Origin of the sequence: Streptomyces sp. NPDC006476 (assembly GCF_040612015.1) — a bacterium.
GTDB classification, from domain to species: domain Bacteria; phylum Actinomycetota; class Actinomycetes; order Streptomycetales; family Streptomycetaceae; genus Streptomyces; species Streptomyces griseorubiginosus_B.
Map to the genome: position 1 here is coordinate 1 of NZ_JBEXPK010000058.1, position 15,584 is coordinate 15,584.

20 protein-coding genes, 2 tRNA genes and 1 pseudogene are annotated in these 15,584 nt (G+C 65.4%); 13 read left to right on the plus strand and 10 right to left on the minus strand.

Features of this window, described 5'->3' with window-relative positions; genetic code table 11:
• The first annotated feature begins 229 nt into the window (after window positions 1-229).
• From ABZZ74_RS40195 to ABZZ74_RS40205, 3 genes are read left to right on the plus strand one after another with little or no spacing between them, the layout of a single operon-like run.
• Entirely contained in the window at window positions 230-730 is a 501-nt protein-coding gene (locus ABZZ74_RS40195; RefSeq protein ID WP_356949108.1) for a GntR family transcriptional regulator, read from the plus strand.
• A gap of 21 nt (window positions 731-751) precedes the next feature.
• Window positions 752-1,609: a DUF5919 domain-containing protein gene (locus tag ABZZ74_RS40200; protein ID WP_356949109.1), complete on the plus strand. Its 858-nt coding sequence runs from the start codon at window positions 752-754 to the stop codon at window positions 1,607-1,609.
• Complete coding sequence (locus ABZZ74_RS40205; protein WP_356949110.1) at window positions 1,602-2,387, plus strand: inositol monophosphatase family protein; 786 nt, start codon at window positions 1,602-1,604, stop codon at window positions 2,385-2,387. The genes ABZZ74_RS40200 and ABZZ74_RS40205 overlap by 8 nt, the downstream gene beginning before the upstream one ends.
• 73 nt (window positions 2,388-2,460) lie before the next feature.
• On the opposite strand, the gene ABZZ74_RS40210 is transcribed toward ABZZ74_RS40205, so the two are convergent.
• The 6 genes from ABZZ74_RS40210 to ABZZ74_RS40235 all read right to left on the minus strand — a co-directional run bounded on the left by ABZZ74_RS40210 (window position 2,461) and on the right by ABZZ74_RS40235 (window position 6,172).
• Window positions 2,461-3,036: a hypothetical protein gene (locus ABZZ74_RS40210; RefSeq protein WP_356949111.1), complete on the minus strand. Its 576-nt coding sequence runs from the start codon at window positions 3,034-3,036 to the stop codon at window positions 2,461-2,463.
• A gap of 211 nt (window positions 3,037-3,247) precedes the next feature.
• A complete protein-coding gene (locus tag ABZZ74_RS40215; protein WP_356949143.1) occupies window positions 3,248-4,336 on the minus strand; it encodes an MBL fold metallo-hydrolase in 1,089 nt (362 codons plus the stop codon).
• A 27-nt stretch (window positions 4,337-4,363) separates the two neighbouring features.
• Window positions 4,364-4,837: a hypothetical protein gene (locus ABZZ74_RS40220; protein ID WP_356949112.1), complete on the minus strand. Its 474-nt coding sequence runs from the start codon at window positions 4,835-4,837 to the stop codon at window positions 4,364-4,366.
• Entirely contained in the window at window positions 4,834-5,499 is a 666-nt protein-coding gene (locus tag ABZZ74_RS40225; RefSeq protein ID WP_356949113.1) for a hypothetical protein, read from the minus strand. Before ABZZ74_RS40225 ends, ABZZ74_RS40220 begins: the two co-directional genes overlap by 4 nt.
• 153 nt (window positions 5,500-5,652) lie before the next feature.
• Complete coding sequence (locus tag ABZZ74_RS40230) at window positions 5,653-5,820, minus strand: hypothetical protein (protein ID WP_356949114.1); 168 nt, start codon at window positions 5,818-5,820, stop codon at window positions 5,653-5,655.
• Window positions 5,821-5,824: 4 nt separating this feature from the next.
• Window positions 5,825-6,172, minus strand: a complete 348-nt coding sequence (locus ABZZ74_RS40235) for a hypothetical protein (protein ID WP_356949115.1) — start codon at window positions 6,170-6,172, stop codon at window positions 5,825-5,827.
• Window positions 6,173-6,239: 67 nt separating this feature from the next.
• Between ABZZ74_RS40235 and ABZZ74_RS40240 the strand changes: the two genes are divergently transcribed.
• Window positions 6,240-6,578: a DUF6233 domain-containing protein gene (locus ABZZ74_RS40240; RefSeq protein ID WP_356949116.1), complete on the plus strand. Its 339-nt coding sequence runs from the start codon at window positions 6,240-6,242 to the stop codon at window positions 6,576-6,578.
• A 94-nt stretch (window positions 6,579-6,672) separates the two neighbouring features.
• Here the strand turns inward: ABZZ74_RS40240 and ABZZ74_RS40245 are convergent, their stop codons facing one another.
• Window positions 6,673-7,248 (minus strand): hypothetical protein, encoded by a 576-nt coding sequence (locus tag ABZZ74_RS40245; protein WP_356949117.1) that lies wholly within the window; start codon window positions 7,246-7,248, stop codon window positions 6,673-6,675.
• Window positions 7,249-7,525: 277 nt separating this feature from the next.
• Between ABZZ74_RS40245 and ABZZ74_RS40250 the strand changes: the two genes are divergently transcribed.
• Window positions 7,526-8,263 carry an HNH endonuclease signature motif containing protein gene (locus tag ABZZ74_RS40250; RefSeq protein ID WP_356949118.1) on the plus strand — a complete coding sequence of 246 codons (738 nt, stop codon included), beginning with the start codon at window positions 7,526-7,528 and terminating at the stop codon, window positions 8,261-8,263.
• 300 nt (window positions 8,264-8,563) lie between these two features.
• On the opposite strand, the pseudogene ABZZ74_RS40255 reads toward ABZZ74_RS40250, so the two are convergent.
• Window positions 8,564-9,070: pseudogene (locus tag ABZZ74_RS40255) on the minus strand (carboxypeptidase regulatory-like domain-containing protein); the annotation flags it as partial.
• 393 nt (window positions 9,071-9,463) lie between these two features.
• Here ABZZ74_RS40255 and ABZZ74_RS40260 point away from each other — a divergent pair.
• Complete coding sequence (locus ABZZ74_RS40260) at window positions 9,464-9,937, plus strand: NUDIX domain-containing protein (protein ID WP_356949119.1); 474 nt, start codon at window positions 9,464-9,466, stop codon at window positions 9,935-9,937.
• Window positions 9,938-9,973: 36 nt separating this feature from the next.
• Entirely contained in the window at window positions 9,974-10,186 is a 213-nt protein-coding gene (locus tag ABZZ74_RS40265; RefSeq protein WP_356949120.1) for a hypothetical protein, read from the plus strand.
• A gap of 82 nt (window positions 10,187-10,268) precedes the next feature.
• Here ABZZ74_RS40265 and ABZZ74_RS40270 read toward each other — a convergent pair whose 3' ends face one another.
• Window positions 10,269-10,925: an SDR family oxidoreductase gene (locus tag ABZZ74_RS40270; RefSeq protein ID WP_356949121.1), complete on the minus strand. Its 657-nt coding sequence runs from the start codon at window positions 10,923-10,925 to the stop codon at window positions 10,269-10,271.
• A 706-nt stretch (window positions 10,926-11,631) separates the two neighbouring features.
• On the minus strand, window positions 11,632-12,960 hold the full coding sequence (locus ABZZ74_RS40275; RefSeq protein WP_356949122.1) for an amidohydrolase family protein: 1,329 nt from the start codon (window positions 12,958-12,960) through the stop codon (window positions 11,632-11,634).
• Window positions 12,961-13,227: 267 nt separating this feature from the next.
• Here ABZZ74_RS40275 and ABZZ74_RS40280 point away from each other — a divergent pair.
• The 6 genes from ABZZ74_RS40280 (at window position 13,228) to ABZZ74_RS40305 (ending at window position 15,575) form a co-directional block, all read left to right on the plus strand.
• Window positions 13,228-13,300: transfer RNA gene (locus ABZZ74_RS40280), tRNA-Thr, on the plus strand.
• Between the two features lie 46 nt (window positions 13,301-13,346).
• A tRNA-Met gene (locus ABZZ74_RS40285) sits at window positions 13,347-13,419 on the plus strand.
• Between the two features lie 90 nt (window positions 13,420-13,509).
• Window positions 13,510-13,674: a 50S ribosomal protein L33 gene (gene rpmG, locus ABZZ74_RS40290; RefSeq protein WP_003948671.1), complete on the plus strand. Its 165-nt coding sequence runs from the start codon at window positions 13,510-13,512 to the stop codon at window positions 13,672-13,674.
• 226 nt (window positions 13,675-13,900) lie between these two features.
• Window positions 13,901-14,353 (plus strand): MaoC family dehydratase N-terminal domain-containing protein, encoded by a 453-nt coding sequence (locus ABZZ74_RS40295; RefSeq protein ID WP_356949123.1) that lies wholly within the window; start codon window positions 13,901-13,903, stop codon window positions 14,351-14,353.
• Window positions 14,354-14,360: 7 nt separating this feature from the next.
• Window positions 14,361-14,789, plus strand: a complete 429-nt coding sequence (locus ABZZ74_RS40300; protein WP_356949124.1) for a MaoC family dehydratase — start codon at window positions 14,361-14,363, stop codon at window positions 14,787-14,789.
• Between the two features lie 216 nt (window positions 14,790-15,005).
• Window positions 15,006-15,575: a TetR/AcrR family transcriptional regulator gene (locus tag ABZZ74_RS40305; protein WP_356949125.1), complete on the plus strand. Its 570-nt coding sequence runs from the start codon at window positions 15,006-15,008 to the stop codon at window positions 15,573-15,575.
• Window positions 15,576-15,584: the final 9 nt, after the last annotated feature.

The following is a 15,584-nucleotide window of genomic DNA, read 5'->3' on the forward strand; positions in this document are numbered from 1 at the left end:
CGCCCTAGGCACCTGCCGTGACCGCCGCTCTCGCGTCAGCCCCGCACGATCACTCTTCAGTTCTCAAACAACCGCGGGTCTCGTCCGGAGCTATGTCTCACCGGGCCTCAACCTCATGCACTAGGTTGCACCTAGTACATGAGGTTGTCAACGGCTCCTGGCTCCCTGGCTTCAGGTGTGCTGCACTAGCTGTAGTTAGTGCAGGAGGTACGAGCAGAAAGGTGCCGGTATGGCGGATTTGCAAGAGGGGCCGGCTTACAAGCGGCTTGCAGACGACCTGCGTTCGCAGATCGCGGGCGGGACGCTAGCGGTCGGAACGGCACTGCCCTCTGCGTCGCAGCTAGTCAAGGCCCATGGCGTCTCCACCACCGTCGTTCGAGACGCCATCAGGATCCTCAGAGAAGAAGGGCTCGTGTATGGGCAGCCTGGTAAGGCCGTCTTTGTCCGTGCCACGCCTGAGGAGTCCACCACTGAGCGACTGACTCTTGATGAGCTGACGGAGGGGTTCCAACGAATCCAGGAGCACCTCGAGGGTTTGGAGCCGGGCAGTGATCGCGATGCTGTGGAAGATCTGCGAGCGGAGATCGCAGACCTCCGTCGATCGGTTGCCGTTCTTCAGGCACAGTTGATCGAACTGTATGGGCGGGTAGGCCAGCCGTACCCGCGCGACAAGGCGCCGTTGAAGAGCGAAGACGGATCGGGGCGCCTTCGTAAGGCGGCCAGTGACTAGACCATGGTTGAGGGGGACGTAGTGAACAAGGGCAGTGCGGGCAAGGTCGTGTCATTGCATGACAGGGCGTCATATCGCCCGGATCTTGGAGAGTTAGCGCGCAACCAGCTGGCTGCCGCCCGCCGGGCTCAGGGTCTCAGCCAGGCTGAGTTCGCAGAGCTGTTGTCGAGCATGCTCGACTGGAGTGTGAGCGCAGAGGCGCTTGAGTCATGGGAAACGACAGCCACCCCGCCAGGCGATGTCCTGGTCGCTGCGGAATTGATGGTCAGACGGGCCGCTCCCGGCCTGGTCGATGGCGAGCCCCGCGATGCTCTGACGCAGATAGTCGGTGACCAGTTCGCGGACCTGGCCGGCGTCTACGCGAGCCGTTCAGAGTTTCAGGCAAAGGTGTCTGCGTCGGATCTCTTCGATGAGGCCAAGGACATCCGCATCGCGGGCCTTTCCCTGAACCTCCTTTGCCAGTCCTACTCGGAAGCCAAGCTCAGGCAACTCGTCGAGAACGGTACGACGCTCACCGCTCTGTTCCTAAAGCCGTATGGCCATTTCGTCAAGGAACGCGAGCAAGAAGAAGGCTATCCCGAGGGGCGCCTATCAGCGCTTACGGCGCTCAACATGACCATCCTGCAAGAGCGGGTGGCTGGCCGACTCGGTCCCGAGGCAGCCGAGCGAGTCAAGGTCGGGGTCTACGACGAACCCATACGGTTCAACATCACCCTGATCGACGGGCAACTGTGCGTTGCCCAGCCCTATCTGCCTCAGACTCGCGGCGTCGACTCGCCTACGTTTCTGATCCGCAAGCGTCGGCTGGCAGGCGGCCTCTATCCGACTTTCGGGCAGATATTCGATACCTTGTGGGAAAGGCGGGAACTGAATGGCTGACTTGGCACCCCTGTTGCAGATCGCCGACGCGGCCCTTGACCAGGCGTCCTCACTGGTCACCGAGATGGCTGTGGGTGCGGTCCGCTCCAAGGGTGATCGGGACATGGTCTCTGAGATCGACCTGGCGGTTGAGGAGCGAGTGCGCGACTTCTTGCGGAAGGAGACCCCAGAGATCGGTTTTCTCGGAGAGGAGAGCGGTGGTGCGGGGATTAACGGACCACTCACCTGGGCTCTCGATCCCGTCGACGGAACGGCAAATCTTGTCAATGGCCTACCGTTGTGCGCGGTGTCCCTGGGTCTCGTTGAGGACAACCGCTCGGTCCTCGGCGCAATCGATCTGCCATTTATGCGGCACCGTTTCCGAGCTGCTGAAGGCCACGGCGCCTACGTGGACGACGAACCGATCGGGCCAAGCCGAACGACGGCGATGCATGAGGCCATCGTTGCGATCGGCGACTACGCCGTGGGTGTTGGAGCCAACGAGCGAAACATCCGTCGCCTTGCTCTGACGCGCATGCTTGCTGAACGGGCTTTGCGAGTACGAATGTTGGGCTCTGCCGCAATCGACCTGGCCTGGGTTGCTGCCGGTAAGCTCGACGCCAGCATCGCATTGAGCAACCATCCTTGGGACATGGCTGCTGGAGTCGCAATCGCCAGGGAGGCCGGCGCAGCCGTGATGGATCTGGACGGCGCGCCGCACAGTTTGCGGTCGACTGCCACCATCGCTGTAGCGCCGGGGCTGCGTAGCTCCATGCTGAAGTTCCTCGACAGCCTGTAGGCCCGGTTGTACGAGGGGCCCTGAAAACGACCAGGACCCCTCGTAGTGCTCTGGCGTGATTGATCGGTAGCGCTTAGGCGTTGCTCCACGCGTCGAGGAAACGCTTCCGGTCGTCCTCGGCCTGCTGAGTCCGGCGACTGGCAAGCAGGACATGCCATGCAGTGATCTCGGCGTCACGCATCCACAACGACCCTAGGTATCGCCCGTTTGCTACGAACGTGCCGCGGTCCAGCGCGCCGCCGATGACTTCGGTCACGGCATCGCGCTGCTGGTCGTCGAGCCTTCCCAGAAAGTCCAGCACGCGGGCAGCAATGCTTGCTTCGTTCCCTTTGATCAGGTAGCTGAAGAAAGGACCACCGGCGTTGGCGGGATCAACATACGCGGCGGCATGGCCCCCCGCATCCTTCAGCGAACGCCAGAACTGACGCCCTTCGGGCGTGCCTGGCAGAGGAAGCGCAGCGAAGAGGTCGACCAGGTGGCCGTTGGCCGCTTGGTTGTACGAGACGTCGCAGGCTGTCGCGGCAGCAATCTTTGTGACGTGCGTGGTGTTCAGCTCCCCATTCTCTGGCCAGTCCAACGGAGTGTTGAGCTGCTGGTCGAGGTACTGGGTCAGTTCATCATCTTCGTCGAGGAAGTGCCGGACGATCACAAGTCCCCCAGTTCAGCGCCAGACGGCGCACGAGGCGGTTTCTCTTCGCCTGCCAGTCTGCCCAGCGCGGCAGTGTTCCACTGGGGTGTGCTGACAACGTCTGAAAATGGACCGCGTCGGCGGTCACTTCGCCTCGATGACCTGCTCCAGCGTGTCGCCATTGAATGAAGGGTTTGCGCGAGTGTCATCCGCTGCCAGACGCAGCGCTGTTTCACAGGATGACGGCAGCTTCGTTCCCTCTCAATTCCCATTCACCGTTCACGAGCCTCGCTTGAATATGTCCCATTCTTAGCGTATTAGGGGCGTATGCGCGAGTGGCCTCTCGGATGACCTTTTCTACACCCTTCTCTCTTCGCACGCTGGCATATCTGCGTGCGCTGGTTACAAATACTCTGTCCACATTTGAACGGATGCGGGCAATGTCTGACTGGCGAGGAAGGGGAGTCTTTCCCCTTTCGAAGGGGGTCAGGACACATACGGGCTGCCGCGCCAGTAGGTGCTCCCAAATCTCCGGGCAATCAGCGTTTTCCGAGCCGTGATGGGGAATCTTGTAGAACGCTGCTTTGGTGTCCGGACGCCCTGGATGATCAAGGATTGCATGCCAACCACGCGTTCTTGTTCCGGGGTGATGTTCCAGATCCCCCCCAAGAAGTATGCTACCGACCACGGTTTCGAGATGGAGGACGACACTCACATCGTTCGGCGGGAGACTCGGGAGTCTGGCGGCTTTTCCAGCAAGTGTTTCTACAAGTGATGCGACGTGCTCGATTCCGCGCTCAGCGTCCTCGGCAGACGGGCTAAGGGCCCAGATCTCTCGTACAGCCCTGTTCGGGGTGGAGGATATCCTATTGACAGCACTAACGAGTTCCATCGATCCGCCCCCTGTATTTTTCCGCTGGGCGACGATCTCTCGAACCTTTGCTAGTTCGTCAACGCCAGAGGTGAATCTGGACGCTAAGTGTCTGCGGCGGGCGATAGCTAGAAACTCGTCATGCCGGAAAACGTTCGCGGCGTAAAAGCGAGCATTTACAGCTTCGCCTAGGAGATGGGAAATCCCCTTAACGTGGTCATCGTGCCAGTGTGTGGCAACGACAGTCTTGACGCAGTCCGCCACGTTCACGCCTAGTTGCTGCAAGTATTCTACTGCGATAGGCGTCCTCGACCCTGGCCGAACGCAGGAGTCGACAACCATCCATTCCGAATCACCTAGGTGAACGACAATGCATTCTCCTACTCCGGGGCCAAAAACGCTAATCTCGACTTGGCCGGTATCCGGTGGAGTGAAAACAACCCCTTGCATGGATGCGCCGATGGTCAAGCTGGTTACTCAATCCGCGATGCGGCCTAGACGTCGAAAATGGAGGACGGAAGTGCGGCTACGCTGGCCGCCCTCTTTTACGTCGTAGCCGATAGTCCAGTAGAACAATGCGCCCGGCTCGCAGAGGTGCAGATCGCCGGGCGTAACCTCACCGATCTCGAACTCAGCGGTGGCAGACTCGTCAGTGTTGAGATCAATGACTTCCGCTACGAAGTATGTCTCATAGCGTTCGATGACTGTCCCTTCCCATCGAGCAAGGGGAATGAATTGCTTGCTGTCGCGGCGGCGTTCGATCCTGCGGAATGAATTGTTCCTGACTCGCTTAGTCGACTCCTGCGGCCTATCGGTCGTAGGAGTTTCCTCATTCAGTTTAGCCAAAGTTGACGAAGGAAGAACCGTGGGCTCAGGGATCCTTGTTACTTCGTTGACAGTAACGTCAGTGAAGCTATCGCCGGGCGACGATTCTGCGGCGGTGACTGTCATCTCATCTCCCAAGCTTTGGTGACGATGTTCTCCCGAATTGAAATAACTCTATCTCGGTGGTTATCCCATTCTTCATTCAAGAGCTCTACCGCCCAGTCCGCCGATAGCGAATCTGTGTCGTGATATTCATCGTTGATGTCGACGAAGAGGCCGCCTGGAACCCTTGCTGATGGTTCAACCTTTGCGCGCACGACGCCACTATGGTCGTCCGTGCGTTCGTCGACAATTGTCAATGATTGTAGACGTGGATCCCGCATGACTGGACGCCAATAATCCTCTTTGGGTGCTAGAGCGTGTCCAAAGGCATCTAGCGCTTCACGACTGGGCATCGCAAAATGTGCGTGCGCGTTGAGCCCAACCTTCTGAATCGGTGCATGTCTCAAGATTCGAAAGGTTGACTCTGATAGGTCGCGAATTGTCTCAAGGGCAGGCGTAGCGCGGCTAAGAAGCATCCACCTGTCGTTGAGGGCCTCCAGGCGAAACCAGCTTGTTTCAAAAATTGAGACGTCGTTACTGATTACTTGTACGTCAGCCTCATTCGCTTCTTCCGGGCGAATTAGCTCTTGTGCCGCAAACCATGCTGGCTGAAAAATCTTAGGATTGAACGAGCCGACAAACACGATGCTGATCTGCTCGTGATCTGGTGGGCGTGACTCCTGCACGCTTCCTCCTGAGCCGACTCCAACGCCGCTGTCACGGTACAACGAGGAGTGTCTGCCTGTCTTGATGCGGGCAGCTTGATCCCAGTGAGTCATGGTCCTGAGCGCGGCGGCAGATCGGCCTTGGTCCGACCAAATCGTCAGCGCCGCGCCCTCCTACTCGTCGACGAGGATGATGCGCGTGCCAGGTCGGCCCCAACTGCCCACCCAGGGCGAAAACTTGCTGCGTGCCGTCACCTCGCGCCCCCACCAGCCGTGCATGGTCGGACCTCCGGCGGCGGACAGGGTGAGGTGAAAGCGTTCCGGGTCGGCCGGCGTGCTCATCGTGTCAACCCTCCTCGTCCGTCCAGATGCGCAGCGGGACGCTCAGCCCCATCTCGGCCGCGACCTCCTTCGCCACCTCGAGGATCGCGTCGAGGATCTCCTCGATAGTCGTCGGCCGGTGATAGGGATGCGCCAGCTCGCGGGCATGCGGCCAGCACAGGTCGAGCCAGCGTGGGCCGTCGCCAGCGTCTGTGACGTTTGTGGTGATCCCAGCCTCGCTACACCTCGCGCAGGGTGCGGGCGGCAAGGTATTCAACCGGGTGGGGAATTCCTGACGCGTCGGCTCCGTCCCGGGCGCAGACGGGAGGGATGCCTGGTCGATGCCGTGCTGCCGCAGTTCCTCGGCGTGCATGCGCTCCACAATGGCCTCCCGTGCCCCCGAAGGTGCGCCCGTGACCTTAGCTCCTAGAATCGAACATGTGAACGATCCGGTGTCGTCGAGACTCGCACTGCTCCGCTTCCTCGAGCGGGTGCAGGAACGAGACCTCGCCCGTACCCGCCGCTGGATTCTCGAAGAGGAACGCCGCGAGGCCGAGCGGCAGCATGGCGTCCAGGCCCGCCCGCCGGCGCCAGAGTGGCTCATCGAGGTCGGACTAAACCGGCACGCCGCACCGGTGTACGTGCACGTGGGGGACTGCTGGAACGCCGGCAAGCGCAGCCAGGGCATCACCCGCGACCACGCACGGCGCGCGCTCGTCGACGGGGTCAAGGCGTGCCCGCAGTGCCAGCCAGACACAGCCCTGGGGATGCTGGACTAGGCGCTGCGCGGCCGCCGTGCCGCCTTCTTCGAGCTGGGCCTTCCTCGTGGTCTTCTTGATCCATGCTGCTATGCGTCCGGGTGCATAAGCTGCGCTACAGCGTGGTCGAGATGCCGTCGGCCTGAAGCGTTACCGAGACAGCATCAACAAATGTGTCGTAGGCGTCCCAGCTGGCACTCTCAATCTCTCTCAACTGCTCCATCTGCTCCTGTGTGGCTTCGCCCGCCATCAGAGCGTGCAGCATCCTCTTGGTGACAACTCTGTGGCTGTGGAGCCGCGAGTTGGCCGCAATCACGGCCTCTCGGACAGCAGACGGGCCTTCAACTTGGACTGCAACCGCCAGCTCTTCCGTGCCGTTGTCCAGCAGCGTGTCGGCCTCGCGGATCAGACGGCGAGCGTCTTCGAGATCGTCGTGTCGTTCATCGTTGTCAAGATCTAGTGCGTCACGTAGGTGCACCTCAGCGTCAGAAAGTTGCCCGTAGATTGCGTGATAGCGCTCGGCGTATCTGAGGTAGGCAGAGCGTCTTGGCTCCCTCAACAACCGAACATGCTCTGCTCGAAGCTGAAGGCGGGTTGTTGACCGGCTTGCCCACCCTGACACCAAACCCGCAGCCACCGTGCCTGCGGCTCCGACCGCAGCCCCAAGGACCGCTGCTATACCCGAATCCATGGTCAGATTCTGTCGCTTCGAGGGCCCCGAAGAACACCAGTGGTTCGAAGGGCGGGCCACTGGTTAGGAGGCGCACTCGGTCCTTTGCGCTGACTGGCCGGAACTCGCCCTGCGCGGAGTGCTTGCGCGTGGCACGGTCCAGTTCGGTCATCAACCACGAGGGGGTTCAGTGGCGAAGAAGCCGCGACGCACCTACAGCAATGCAACGATCGCTGGACTCATGACCCTGGCCAGAGGCGGGTGCTATTGGCCAGACTGCGGAGTGCCAACCGTCCGGATGGTCAACGACGCACCTCGCCTGAACCTAGAGATCGCCCACATCCGGGCGTTCGAGGATGGAGGGAAGCGCGCCCACTCAGCCATGACAGTCAGCGAGCGGAACAGCTTCGCCAACCTCATCCTTCTGTGCCACCCACATCACACCGAGATCGACGGTCCAAACAGCGATCAGTACCCCGTAGGGCTACTGGAACGCTGGAAGCGCGAACGTGAAAGCGACGGCGTGAGCGCTCTGGCGGGCTTAGGCGATCTGACCGAGCAGCGTCTTGGCGAAATGATCAGTGAGGCTCAAACAGCTCTTGTCGATCGTATCGAGCCTGCGCTGGACGAGTTCGCGAAGTCGGCACCAGAGCTCGCGTCCTTGCTCAAGGTCACGCTCAAGGAACTAGCAGACCCGCGCGTCCATGGATTTGGTCTTTCAGGGGACGAGATCAGCTCGCTCAGTCGGTCTGCCAGTAACCTCGCCCATCTCCAAGACACGGCGTTCATCTTGGCTGAGGCGGCCCGAACGCTGTCGCACTTGCAGGACAGCGCCCAGACGCTTGCTGACGCTGCGCAGGACCTATCGGGGCTTTCCGATGACGCCAAGATGCTGCAACAGGCAGCTGTGAGAGCGGGCCGAGCAGTCAGCACGTTGTCAAGCAGTCTTGAGAACCTTCCGGATCGCGCTCGGCTGATCCAAGTGGCGGCGGACAAAGCGGAGCGCGCGGCTAATAGGTTGGAGGGCGGTTACTAGTGTGCGGTCCATTCGCGGGCCGATTCCCCCAGATGTCCCCCGAGGGGGCGCCGACTAGCCATATCGCCAGGTCAGATGGCTGGTGATCGGCCCGCTGTAAATCTGCCGGCTCAGCCTTCCCAGGTTCGAATCCTGGCGCCGCCACGCTGAGAAAGGGACCCCCTCTATTCTGCGGAGACGCAGAGCGGAGGGGGTCTTTGCGTGTGGGCTGCGTGGGTCGTGTCGGTCGCCCCGCTCGGTGGGTGGCCGGACAGTCCCCGGCCACCCCCCTCTCGCCCACTCACTCCCGCCCGCGCCGAACTACTCCGCGCTGTGCGCGAGTTCGATGTCGTGTTCGTCGGCGTCGCTCCCCGAGACCGTCACCGTCGCCGCTCGCGGCGGGTAGCCCGTCGCGATGACTGTGTACGCGCCACTGTCCAGGTCGGAGAAGGCGTAGGCGCCGTCGACGTCGGTGCGGGTCGTGGCGATCACGTTGCCCGCCGCGTCGACGAGGGTCACGCGGGCGTCGCTCAATGGGGCGCCGCCTCCGCGGACCGTGCCCCGGACGTGGGCGCCCGGCCGGAGTTCCACCTCGACCCGCGTGGTGCCCGTGGCGCCGATCTCGACGGGCAGGGCCAGCGGGCGGTGCTTGGGGGAGTTGACGGCCAGGGTCACCGTCCCCGGCACCAGGTCGGTGACCGTGAACTCGCCCAGTACGTCCGTCTGTCCGGTCGCCAGCACTTCCCCGCGCACATCGGTCACGATGACCATCGCGTCGGCGACCGGAGCCCCGCTGTCCGCGGACCGCACCAGACCGGCGAGCCCGCTTCGGCAGCTCCGGGACGATCGGGATCACCAGGGTCTGCATCAGCGAGACCACGATCCCGCCGAAGGCCAGGACCGCTACGACGGCATTGGCCCGCGGCGCTGCGGACACCACCCCGTCGTCGGCGGGTCGGGGGAGTGTGTGGGGCATGGTCGGGCCTCCGTAGGCGGCGTTGGGCATCGGGCATGCACGATCCGACGAAGCCAAGTCAGTTGATTGACTTAAGCAAGAAGGGGCTGGGTGGCTACGGCGTCGGATCTCGTGAGAGCCCGGTGGAGGGCCGAAGAGGAAGAACCGAGGAGGGAGGGGCGGCGGAAAACCGAAGAGGTGAGCTCAGTGGAGCACCGGGGGATGTCCGCCCGCGCGCGGGGTCGGAATGCGGGTAGGTAAGGCCCATGGGCCGCACCGATTACTTCCACGACCCGGACGCCCCTCCGGCCACCTCCGTCGTACCCGCCGTCGTCGCCTTCGTGCGTGACGACGGCGGGCGCATCCTCCTGGTCCAGCGCTCCGACAACGGCCGCTGGGCGCTGCCCGGAGGCGGCCACGACCTCGGCGAGTCCATCAGCGAGACGGTCGTACGCGAGGTGTGGGAGGAGACCGGGATCCAGGTCGAGGTCGTCGACCTGTCCGGCATCTACACCGACCCCGGACACGTCATGCGGTACGACGACGGGGAGGTCCGCCAGCAGTTCAGCCTCTGCTTCCGGGCGCGCCCCACCGGCGGCGAACTGCGCACCAGCGGCGAGACCACCCAGGTCCGCTGGGTCGACCCGGCCGCCCTCTCCGAACTCGACATCCACCCGACCATGCGCCTGCGCATCACCCACGCGGCGGACCGGACGCGTATGTCCCCCTATATCGGCTGACGATCAACTCGGCGGGCCCCGGGGCACACTGACCCCATGTCCACTCGTCGCAGACACTGCCCCGAATGCCGACGCGAGATCGCCGTCGTCGCCGGCCGGTTCGCCCGGCACGACCCGCCCGGCGCCCGCGAGACCGGCGGACTGGTGTCCTGCCCCGGCTCACGCCGACCGGCCCAACCGGACGCCGCGCAACCGTCGTTGGACGGCTACGTCATCCCCGAGATGCCCGGCCAACTGCCCCTGTTCTGACCGCGTCGGATCGCTTACGACCGCCTGCTCGGCAGGGCCTCCCGCGTCCGCCGTCCTCAATTGCAGGCGTCGTCCGTCCTCCTCAATTGCCGGCGATCGACTTCACGGCCACCGAGACCGGCGTCGCCCCGCCGACCAGCTCCAGGGTCAGCCCCGCCGTCGCGGGAGTGTCCACCAACTCCGCCAGTACGGCGGCCACATCGTCGCGCGGGACAGCACCGCGGCCCGTGTGCGCCTCCAGCCGTACGAGGCCGGTGCCGGCGTCGTTCGTCAGTGAACCGGGGCGCAAAATCGTCCAGTCGAGCGCGTCCAGATTCCGGATGTACGCGTCCGCCTCGCCCTTCGCCCGCAGATAGACGTCGAACACGCCGTCCCCCTGGTGTGCGGGGTCGGCTCCCATCGACGAAACGATCACGTGCCGTCGTACGCCCGCCCGAACCGCCGCGTCCGCGAACAGCACCGCCGCCCCCTTGTCGACGGTGTCCTTACGGGCCACTCCGCTGCCGGGGCCCGCGCCCGCCGCGAAGACCGCCGCGTCGGCGCCGCGCAGGGACTCGGCGACCTCCTCGACCGAGGCCGACTCCAGATCCAGCAGCACCGGTTCGGCACCGGCCTCCCGCAGGTCGTCGCCCTGCTCGGCGTGACGGATGATCCCGGCTACCTCGTCTCCGCGCGCGGCGAGCAGCCGCTCCAGCCGCAGTGCGATCTGACCATGACCTCCAGCGATGACAATGCGCATGTCTCCGACCGTACGCCCGGACGGCCGCATCCGCCGCACGACTTGAGCCACGCCCCAGGGCGCACGCCCGCAGCGCAGGCGCGGGGCGAAGGGACTGGGCGTACAGGCGGGCCGTACAGGCGCATGCTGGGGCGCACGCGCGGAGCCTACGAGCTGGTGTTGTGCACGCTCGGCGCGCGAGCTGATGCGTATGCGCCGCGTGCACCGGCTCGGGTTGCGCGCGCTCGGCACATGGTTCTGACGCGTGTGCGCCGAGCGCCATGGCCTACCCGGGTGTGCGCCGGGCGCCCGAGCTCGCGTCGTGTGCGCCTGGCGCGTACGTGTATGGTGCGCGCTCGGAGCGCATGCGCTGTGGCTGCGCGCCCCGTCGGCGCCGGCCGGACGGGAGCGCCGCCCTCTCGGCGCACGGGCGCGGTCCCACGCCAGCTTCCAACGGAAGTCTCGCGCGCAAGCCCGGCGCGAACGCTCAAGCCGCGCACCGCTCAAAGCGCCGACACCCACCCCGGGGCGTGCGCCACAGCGCGCGCACCCACTTCACACGCCCCTGCCCCGCCCTGCACGCCCGGAGCGCGCCTCCACTTCGTGCGCCCCCAATGCACACGCACGCTCCGGCGTACGCCCCTCAGCGCAAAACCAGTGCCACACAACCCGACGACCTAGGGCAGCCTCATACGGCCCGCCCATTCCAGCGCGCCCGCCCTCCCCCTCACGCCAATCCGCGCCCCTGCCGAGGCAACCCCAACTCGACGGCGGCGGCGGAGCTGCAGTACTCCCGTACCGCGCTCGTCCGGGCCACCACGCGCCCCCGGTGCACCACGATTCGGCTGTACGCGAGGGACAGAGCACCGGGCAGCCGGTCCCCCCTCACGGCCAGCAGTTCGGCCGGGAACCCCGCCTCCACTCGGACCTCGGGCAGGCCTAGAACCGCACGTGCCGAGGAGCTGATCGCGTCGTACGCGTCCTCGGGGCGCAGGCCGTAGCGGGAGGACAGCAGGTACGCGGCCTCCAGGGGATCACCGCGGCCGACCGGATTCGACACGTCCCGCAACGCGCCGCTGCCCGCCGCGACGCGCACCCCGGCAGCGCGCAGCAGCCGTGCCGGAGCCGTGCCGCGGTGGTCGGTGGCGCCGCAGCCGCCCTGGGGGAGACACACCACCGCCACCCCGGCGGCGGCGAGCTGGTCGGCGGTGCGGGTGGCCGTCTCGGTGGGGAGACGGGCCAGGGCGCCGCACGGACCGAGGGTCACGCCCGGCCGCAGGCCCCCGGCCATCGCGGCAAGACGGGCCAGGCGGGCCGGGTCGTCGGCGTCGGTGTGCAGGTCCACAGGACAGCCGTGCTCGGAGGCGACCTCGAGGACCGCCTCCACATACCCGGTCGGATCGGGGTCCAGATCCGGGCAGCCGCCCACCACGGACGCACCCATCTTCAGCGCGTCCCGCAGCACGGCCAGCCCGTCGGCCCCGGCGACCCCGGTCAGCAGCCGCGGCACCGCCACGGCGGTCAGTTCCGTCAGCCCGCGCAGCGAACGCCGGGCCTGCAGTACGGCGGCCAGCGCACCGAGACCCTGGACGTCGCCCACACGCACGTGTGCCCGCGCTGCGGTCGCCCCGTGCCCCAGCTGCAGCAACGCGGCCTCGGTGGCTCGTCGTTGGACATCCTGCGGGTCGTGGGAGGCGGGGCCGTCCCCGTCGGCCGAGAGGGCGGTGTCGCCGTGGATGTGCGGTTCGGCAGGGGCCGGCAGGAGCAGATAGCCGCTGAGATCCACACGCGCACCGCACGCGCGCGTACCGCCCACCGCCAGGCTCCCCGCCGTACCGACCGCCTCGATCCGCCCGCCGCCGAGCCGTACGTCCACGGTGCGCCCATCCGTCAGCCGGGCCCCGCACAGCAGGAGCGCCCCCGAATCACTCCGGCCCAAAGATCCCGAGGAACCCGAGGAACCAGAGGAACCTGAGGAACCCACGGGGCCTGGTGCGCCGGACGAAGACGACGCCGATGACGACGAGTGGGGCGGCTGCGGCTGGCTGTCGGGCATCGCGCTCCAGGGGCTCGGGACTGCGCAGGGGGACGCAAGATCACGCAGAGTGAGTCGAGCCTAGGGTGGCGATCCGCCCATCACAGGGAGGAGCGCAATAGTCGTACCGGTGTGGTCCGCCAGACGAAAGGGGCCTGGAGAGGCTGGTGGGAGGGCGGTCGGACGGGCCGCGGCGCACCCCGCCCCCACCGACCGGACAGGCCGGTACGGGGGCCGCGAAACGGATTTGGGTGAACGGCGGCGGACCGTGTAATGTCTTCATCGCTCGCCCCAATAGCTCAGTCGGCAGAGCGTCTCCATGGTAAGGAGAAGGTCTACGGTTCGATTCCGTATTGGGGCTCTGGTGTGTGAGGTTCCCGTCGCGAGGCGGGAACGGATCGCATCGCAGCGGTGTAGCTCAGTCGGTAGAGCAAGCGGCTCATAATCGCTGTGTCACCGGTTCAAGTCCGGTCACCGCTACTGACAGTAGCCGATTGCGGGGTCGGTCCTTCGATCGGCTACTCTTCTATGCGTTAAACCCGTCCCATCCGTTCGTCAAGGAGCACTCACGTGGCTGCCACCGACGTCCGCCCGAAGATCACGCTGGCCTGCGTGGAGTGCAAGGAGCGGAACTACATCACCAAGAAGAACCGGCGCAACAACCCGGACCGTCTTGAGATGAAGAAGCACTGCCCGCGTTGCAACGCGCACACCGCGCACCGCGAGACGCGATAAATCAGGCTCGTTCGCGAGGCCGCCCCCATAGTCGGGGGCGGCCTCGCGTCGTTTGAGCCTCGGTTACCGACCGGTTCCGACTGGCCACACGCCACAAGCCACAGCCCATCGGCGACAGGCCACCGGCGACAGGCCACGGCGACAGACCACCGGCCGCTAACCGCCAGCCACCAGCCACCAGCCACCCCGCACACACCCCGCAGACACCAGCAGGAGGTAGCGAGCCATGGCGCTCGACCAGTCCTTCGTGGGGCGGAGCTACCCGCCCACCGACCCCTATGAGGTGGGCCGGGAGAAGATCCGCGAGTTCGCCGAGGCGGTGGGGGACACCAACCCCGCGTACACGGACCCGGAGGCGGCCAAGGCGCTTGGTCACCCCGACGTCATCGCCCCGCCGACCTTCGTGTTCTCCATCACCTTCAAGGCGGCCGGACAGGTCGTCCAGGACCCGCAACTCGGCCTGGACTACAGCCGCGTGGTGCACGGCGACCAGAAGTTCTCCTACGTCCGCCCGGTGCGGGCCGACGACCGGCTCACCGTCACCTCCACCATCGAGGCGATCAAGTCCCTGGCCGGCAACGACATCCTCGACATCCGGGGCGAGGTCCACGACGAGGCGGGCGAGCACGTGGTGACCGCCTGGACGAAGCTGGTCGCGCGCGCGGCAGAGGAGGCGTGAGAACCCGATGACGGCGAAGATCGCATACGACGACGTCGAGATCGGCACCGAACTGCCGGCCCAGTCCTTCCCCGTAACCCGCGCCGCGCTCGTCCAGTACGCGGGCGCCTCCGGTGACTTCAACCCCATCCACTGGAACGAGAAGTTCGCCAAGGAGGTGGGCCTGCCGGACGTCATCGCGCACGGCATGTTCACGATGGCCGAGGCGATCCGGGTGGTCACCGACTGGACCGGCGACCCGGGCGCGGTCGTCGAATACGGCGTCCGCTTCACCAAGCCCGTCGTCGTCCCCAACGACGACCAGGGCGCCCTGATCGAGGTCAGCGCCAAGGTGGCCGCCAAGCTCGACGACAACACGGTCCGGGTGGACCTCACCGCGACGAGCGCCGGCCAGAAGGTGCTGGGCATGTCGCGGGCGGTCGTACGCCTGGCATGAGGCACACGCGCGTGCCGCCTGCGCCAATGCCACACACGCGCGTGCCGCCTGCGCCAATGCCACACACGCGCCTGCCGTGAGTAAGGGGCGCACCTCCATGGAGGACGCCCCTTACCCGAAAGCCTTCCGATACTCGAAAAGCCTTCTGAACAAGTCCGCGCATCCCCCGACCCCCACCCCTTGACGAAGTTAGTGATTGAGTACTAACTTTCTCTCATGGTCAGGATGAGCGCAGAAGAGCGACGTGAGAGCGTCATCCGCGCGGCGACCGCCGAGTTCGCCCGCGGGGGCTACTACGGCACCTCGACCGAGGTGATCGCCAAGCGGGTGGGTGTCTCGCAGCCGTACCTCTTCCGGCTCTTCCCGGGCAAGAAGGCGATCTTCCTCGCCGCCGCCCAGCGGTGCGTGGAGGACACCATCCGCATGTTCGAGGAGGCCGCCAAGGGACTGGAGGGCGAGGAAGCCGTCCGGGCCATGGCCAACGCGTACACGAAGGTCATCGCCGAACAGCCTGAGCAACTGCTGATGCAGATGCAGATGTACGTCACCGTGGCCGCCGCCGAGCAGGCCGGCGACCACGAGCTCGGCGAGGAAGTACGGGCAGGCTGGATGCGCCTGTGGGACGCGCTTCACGTGCCGTTGGGCGCGGACGTCGGCGAGACGACGACGTTCCTCGCGTACGGCATGCTCATCAACTGCCTGGTGGCCATGGGGTTCCCGCCCGAGCACAGGGTGTGGGAGGGCCTCTATCCGGAGGCGCAGCTCAAGGGCCGCCTGGAGAAGTAGCCCAAGCGG

What these genes read in the sequence shown, in the direction of transcription:
- ABZZ74_RS40195 (WP_356949108.1), top strand. Translation starts at nt 230, where the DNA reads ATGGCGGATTTGCAAGAGGGGCCGGCTTACAAGCGGCTTGCAGACGAC.
- ABZZ74_RS40205 (WP_356949110.1), top strand. Translation starts at nt 1,602, where the DNA reads ATGGCTGACTTGGCACCCCTGTTGCAGATCGCCGACGCGGCCCTTGAC.
- ABZZ74_RS40215 (WP_356949143.1), bottom strand. Translation starts at nt 4,336, where the DNA reads ATGCAAGGGGTTGTTTTCACTCCACCGGATACCGGCCAAGTCGAGATT.
- ABZZ74_RS40220 (WP_356949112.1), bottom strand. Translation starts at nt 4,837, where the DNA reads ATGACAGTCACCGCCGCAGAATCGTCGCCCGGCGATAGCTTCACTGAC.
- ABZZ74_RS40230 (WP_356949114.1), bottom strand. Translation starts at nt 5,820, where the DNA reads ATGAGCACGCCGGCCGACCCGGAACGCTTTCACCTCACCCTGTCCGCC.
- ABZZ74_RS40235 (WP_356949115.1), bottom strand. Translation starts at nt 6,172, where the DNA reads ATGCACGCCGAGGAACTGCGGCAGCACGGCATCGACCAGGCATCCCTC.
- ABZZ74_RS40245 (WP_356949117.1), bottom strand. Translation starts at nt 7,248, where the DNA reads ATGGATTCGGGTATAGCAGCGGTCCTTGGGGCTGCGGTCGGAGCCGCA.
- ABZZ74_RS40250 (WP_356949118.1), top strand. Translation starts at nt 7,526, where the DNA reads ATGGTCAACGACGCACCTCGCCTGAACCTAGAGATCGCCCACATCCGG.
- ABZZ74_RS40260 (WP_356949119.1), top strand. Translation starts at nt 9,464, where the DNA reads ATGGGCCGCACCGATTACTTCCACGACCCGGACGCCCCTCCGGCCACC.
- ABZZ74_RS40265 (WP_356949120.1), top strand. Translation starts at nt 9,974, where the DNA reads ATGTCCACTCGTCGCAGACACTGCCCCGAATGCCGACGCGAGATCGCC.
- ABZZ74_RS40270 (WP_356949121.1), bottom strand. Translation starts at nt 10,925, where the DNA reads ATGCGCATTGTCATCGCTGGAGGTCATGGTCAGATCGCACTGCGGCTG.
- ABZZ74_RS40275 (WP_356949122.1), bottom strand. Translation starts at nt 12,960, where the DNA reads ATGCCCGACAGCCAGCCGCAGCCGCCCCACTCGTCGTCATCGGCGTCG.
- ABZZ74_RS40295 (WP_356949123.1), top strand. Translation starts at nt 13,901, where the DNA reads ATGGCGCTCGACCAGTCCTTCGTGGGGCGGAGCTACCCGCCCACCGAC.
- ABZZ74_RS40300 (WP_356949124.1), top strand. Translation starts at nt 14,361, where the DNA reads ATGACGGCGAAGATCGCATACGACGACGTCGAGATCGGCACCGAACTG.
- ABZZ74_RS40305 (WP_356949125.1), top strand. Translation starts at nt 15,006, where the DNA reads ATGGTCAGGATGAGCGCAGAAGAGCGACGTGAGAGCGTCATCCGCGCG.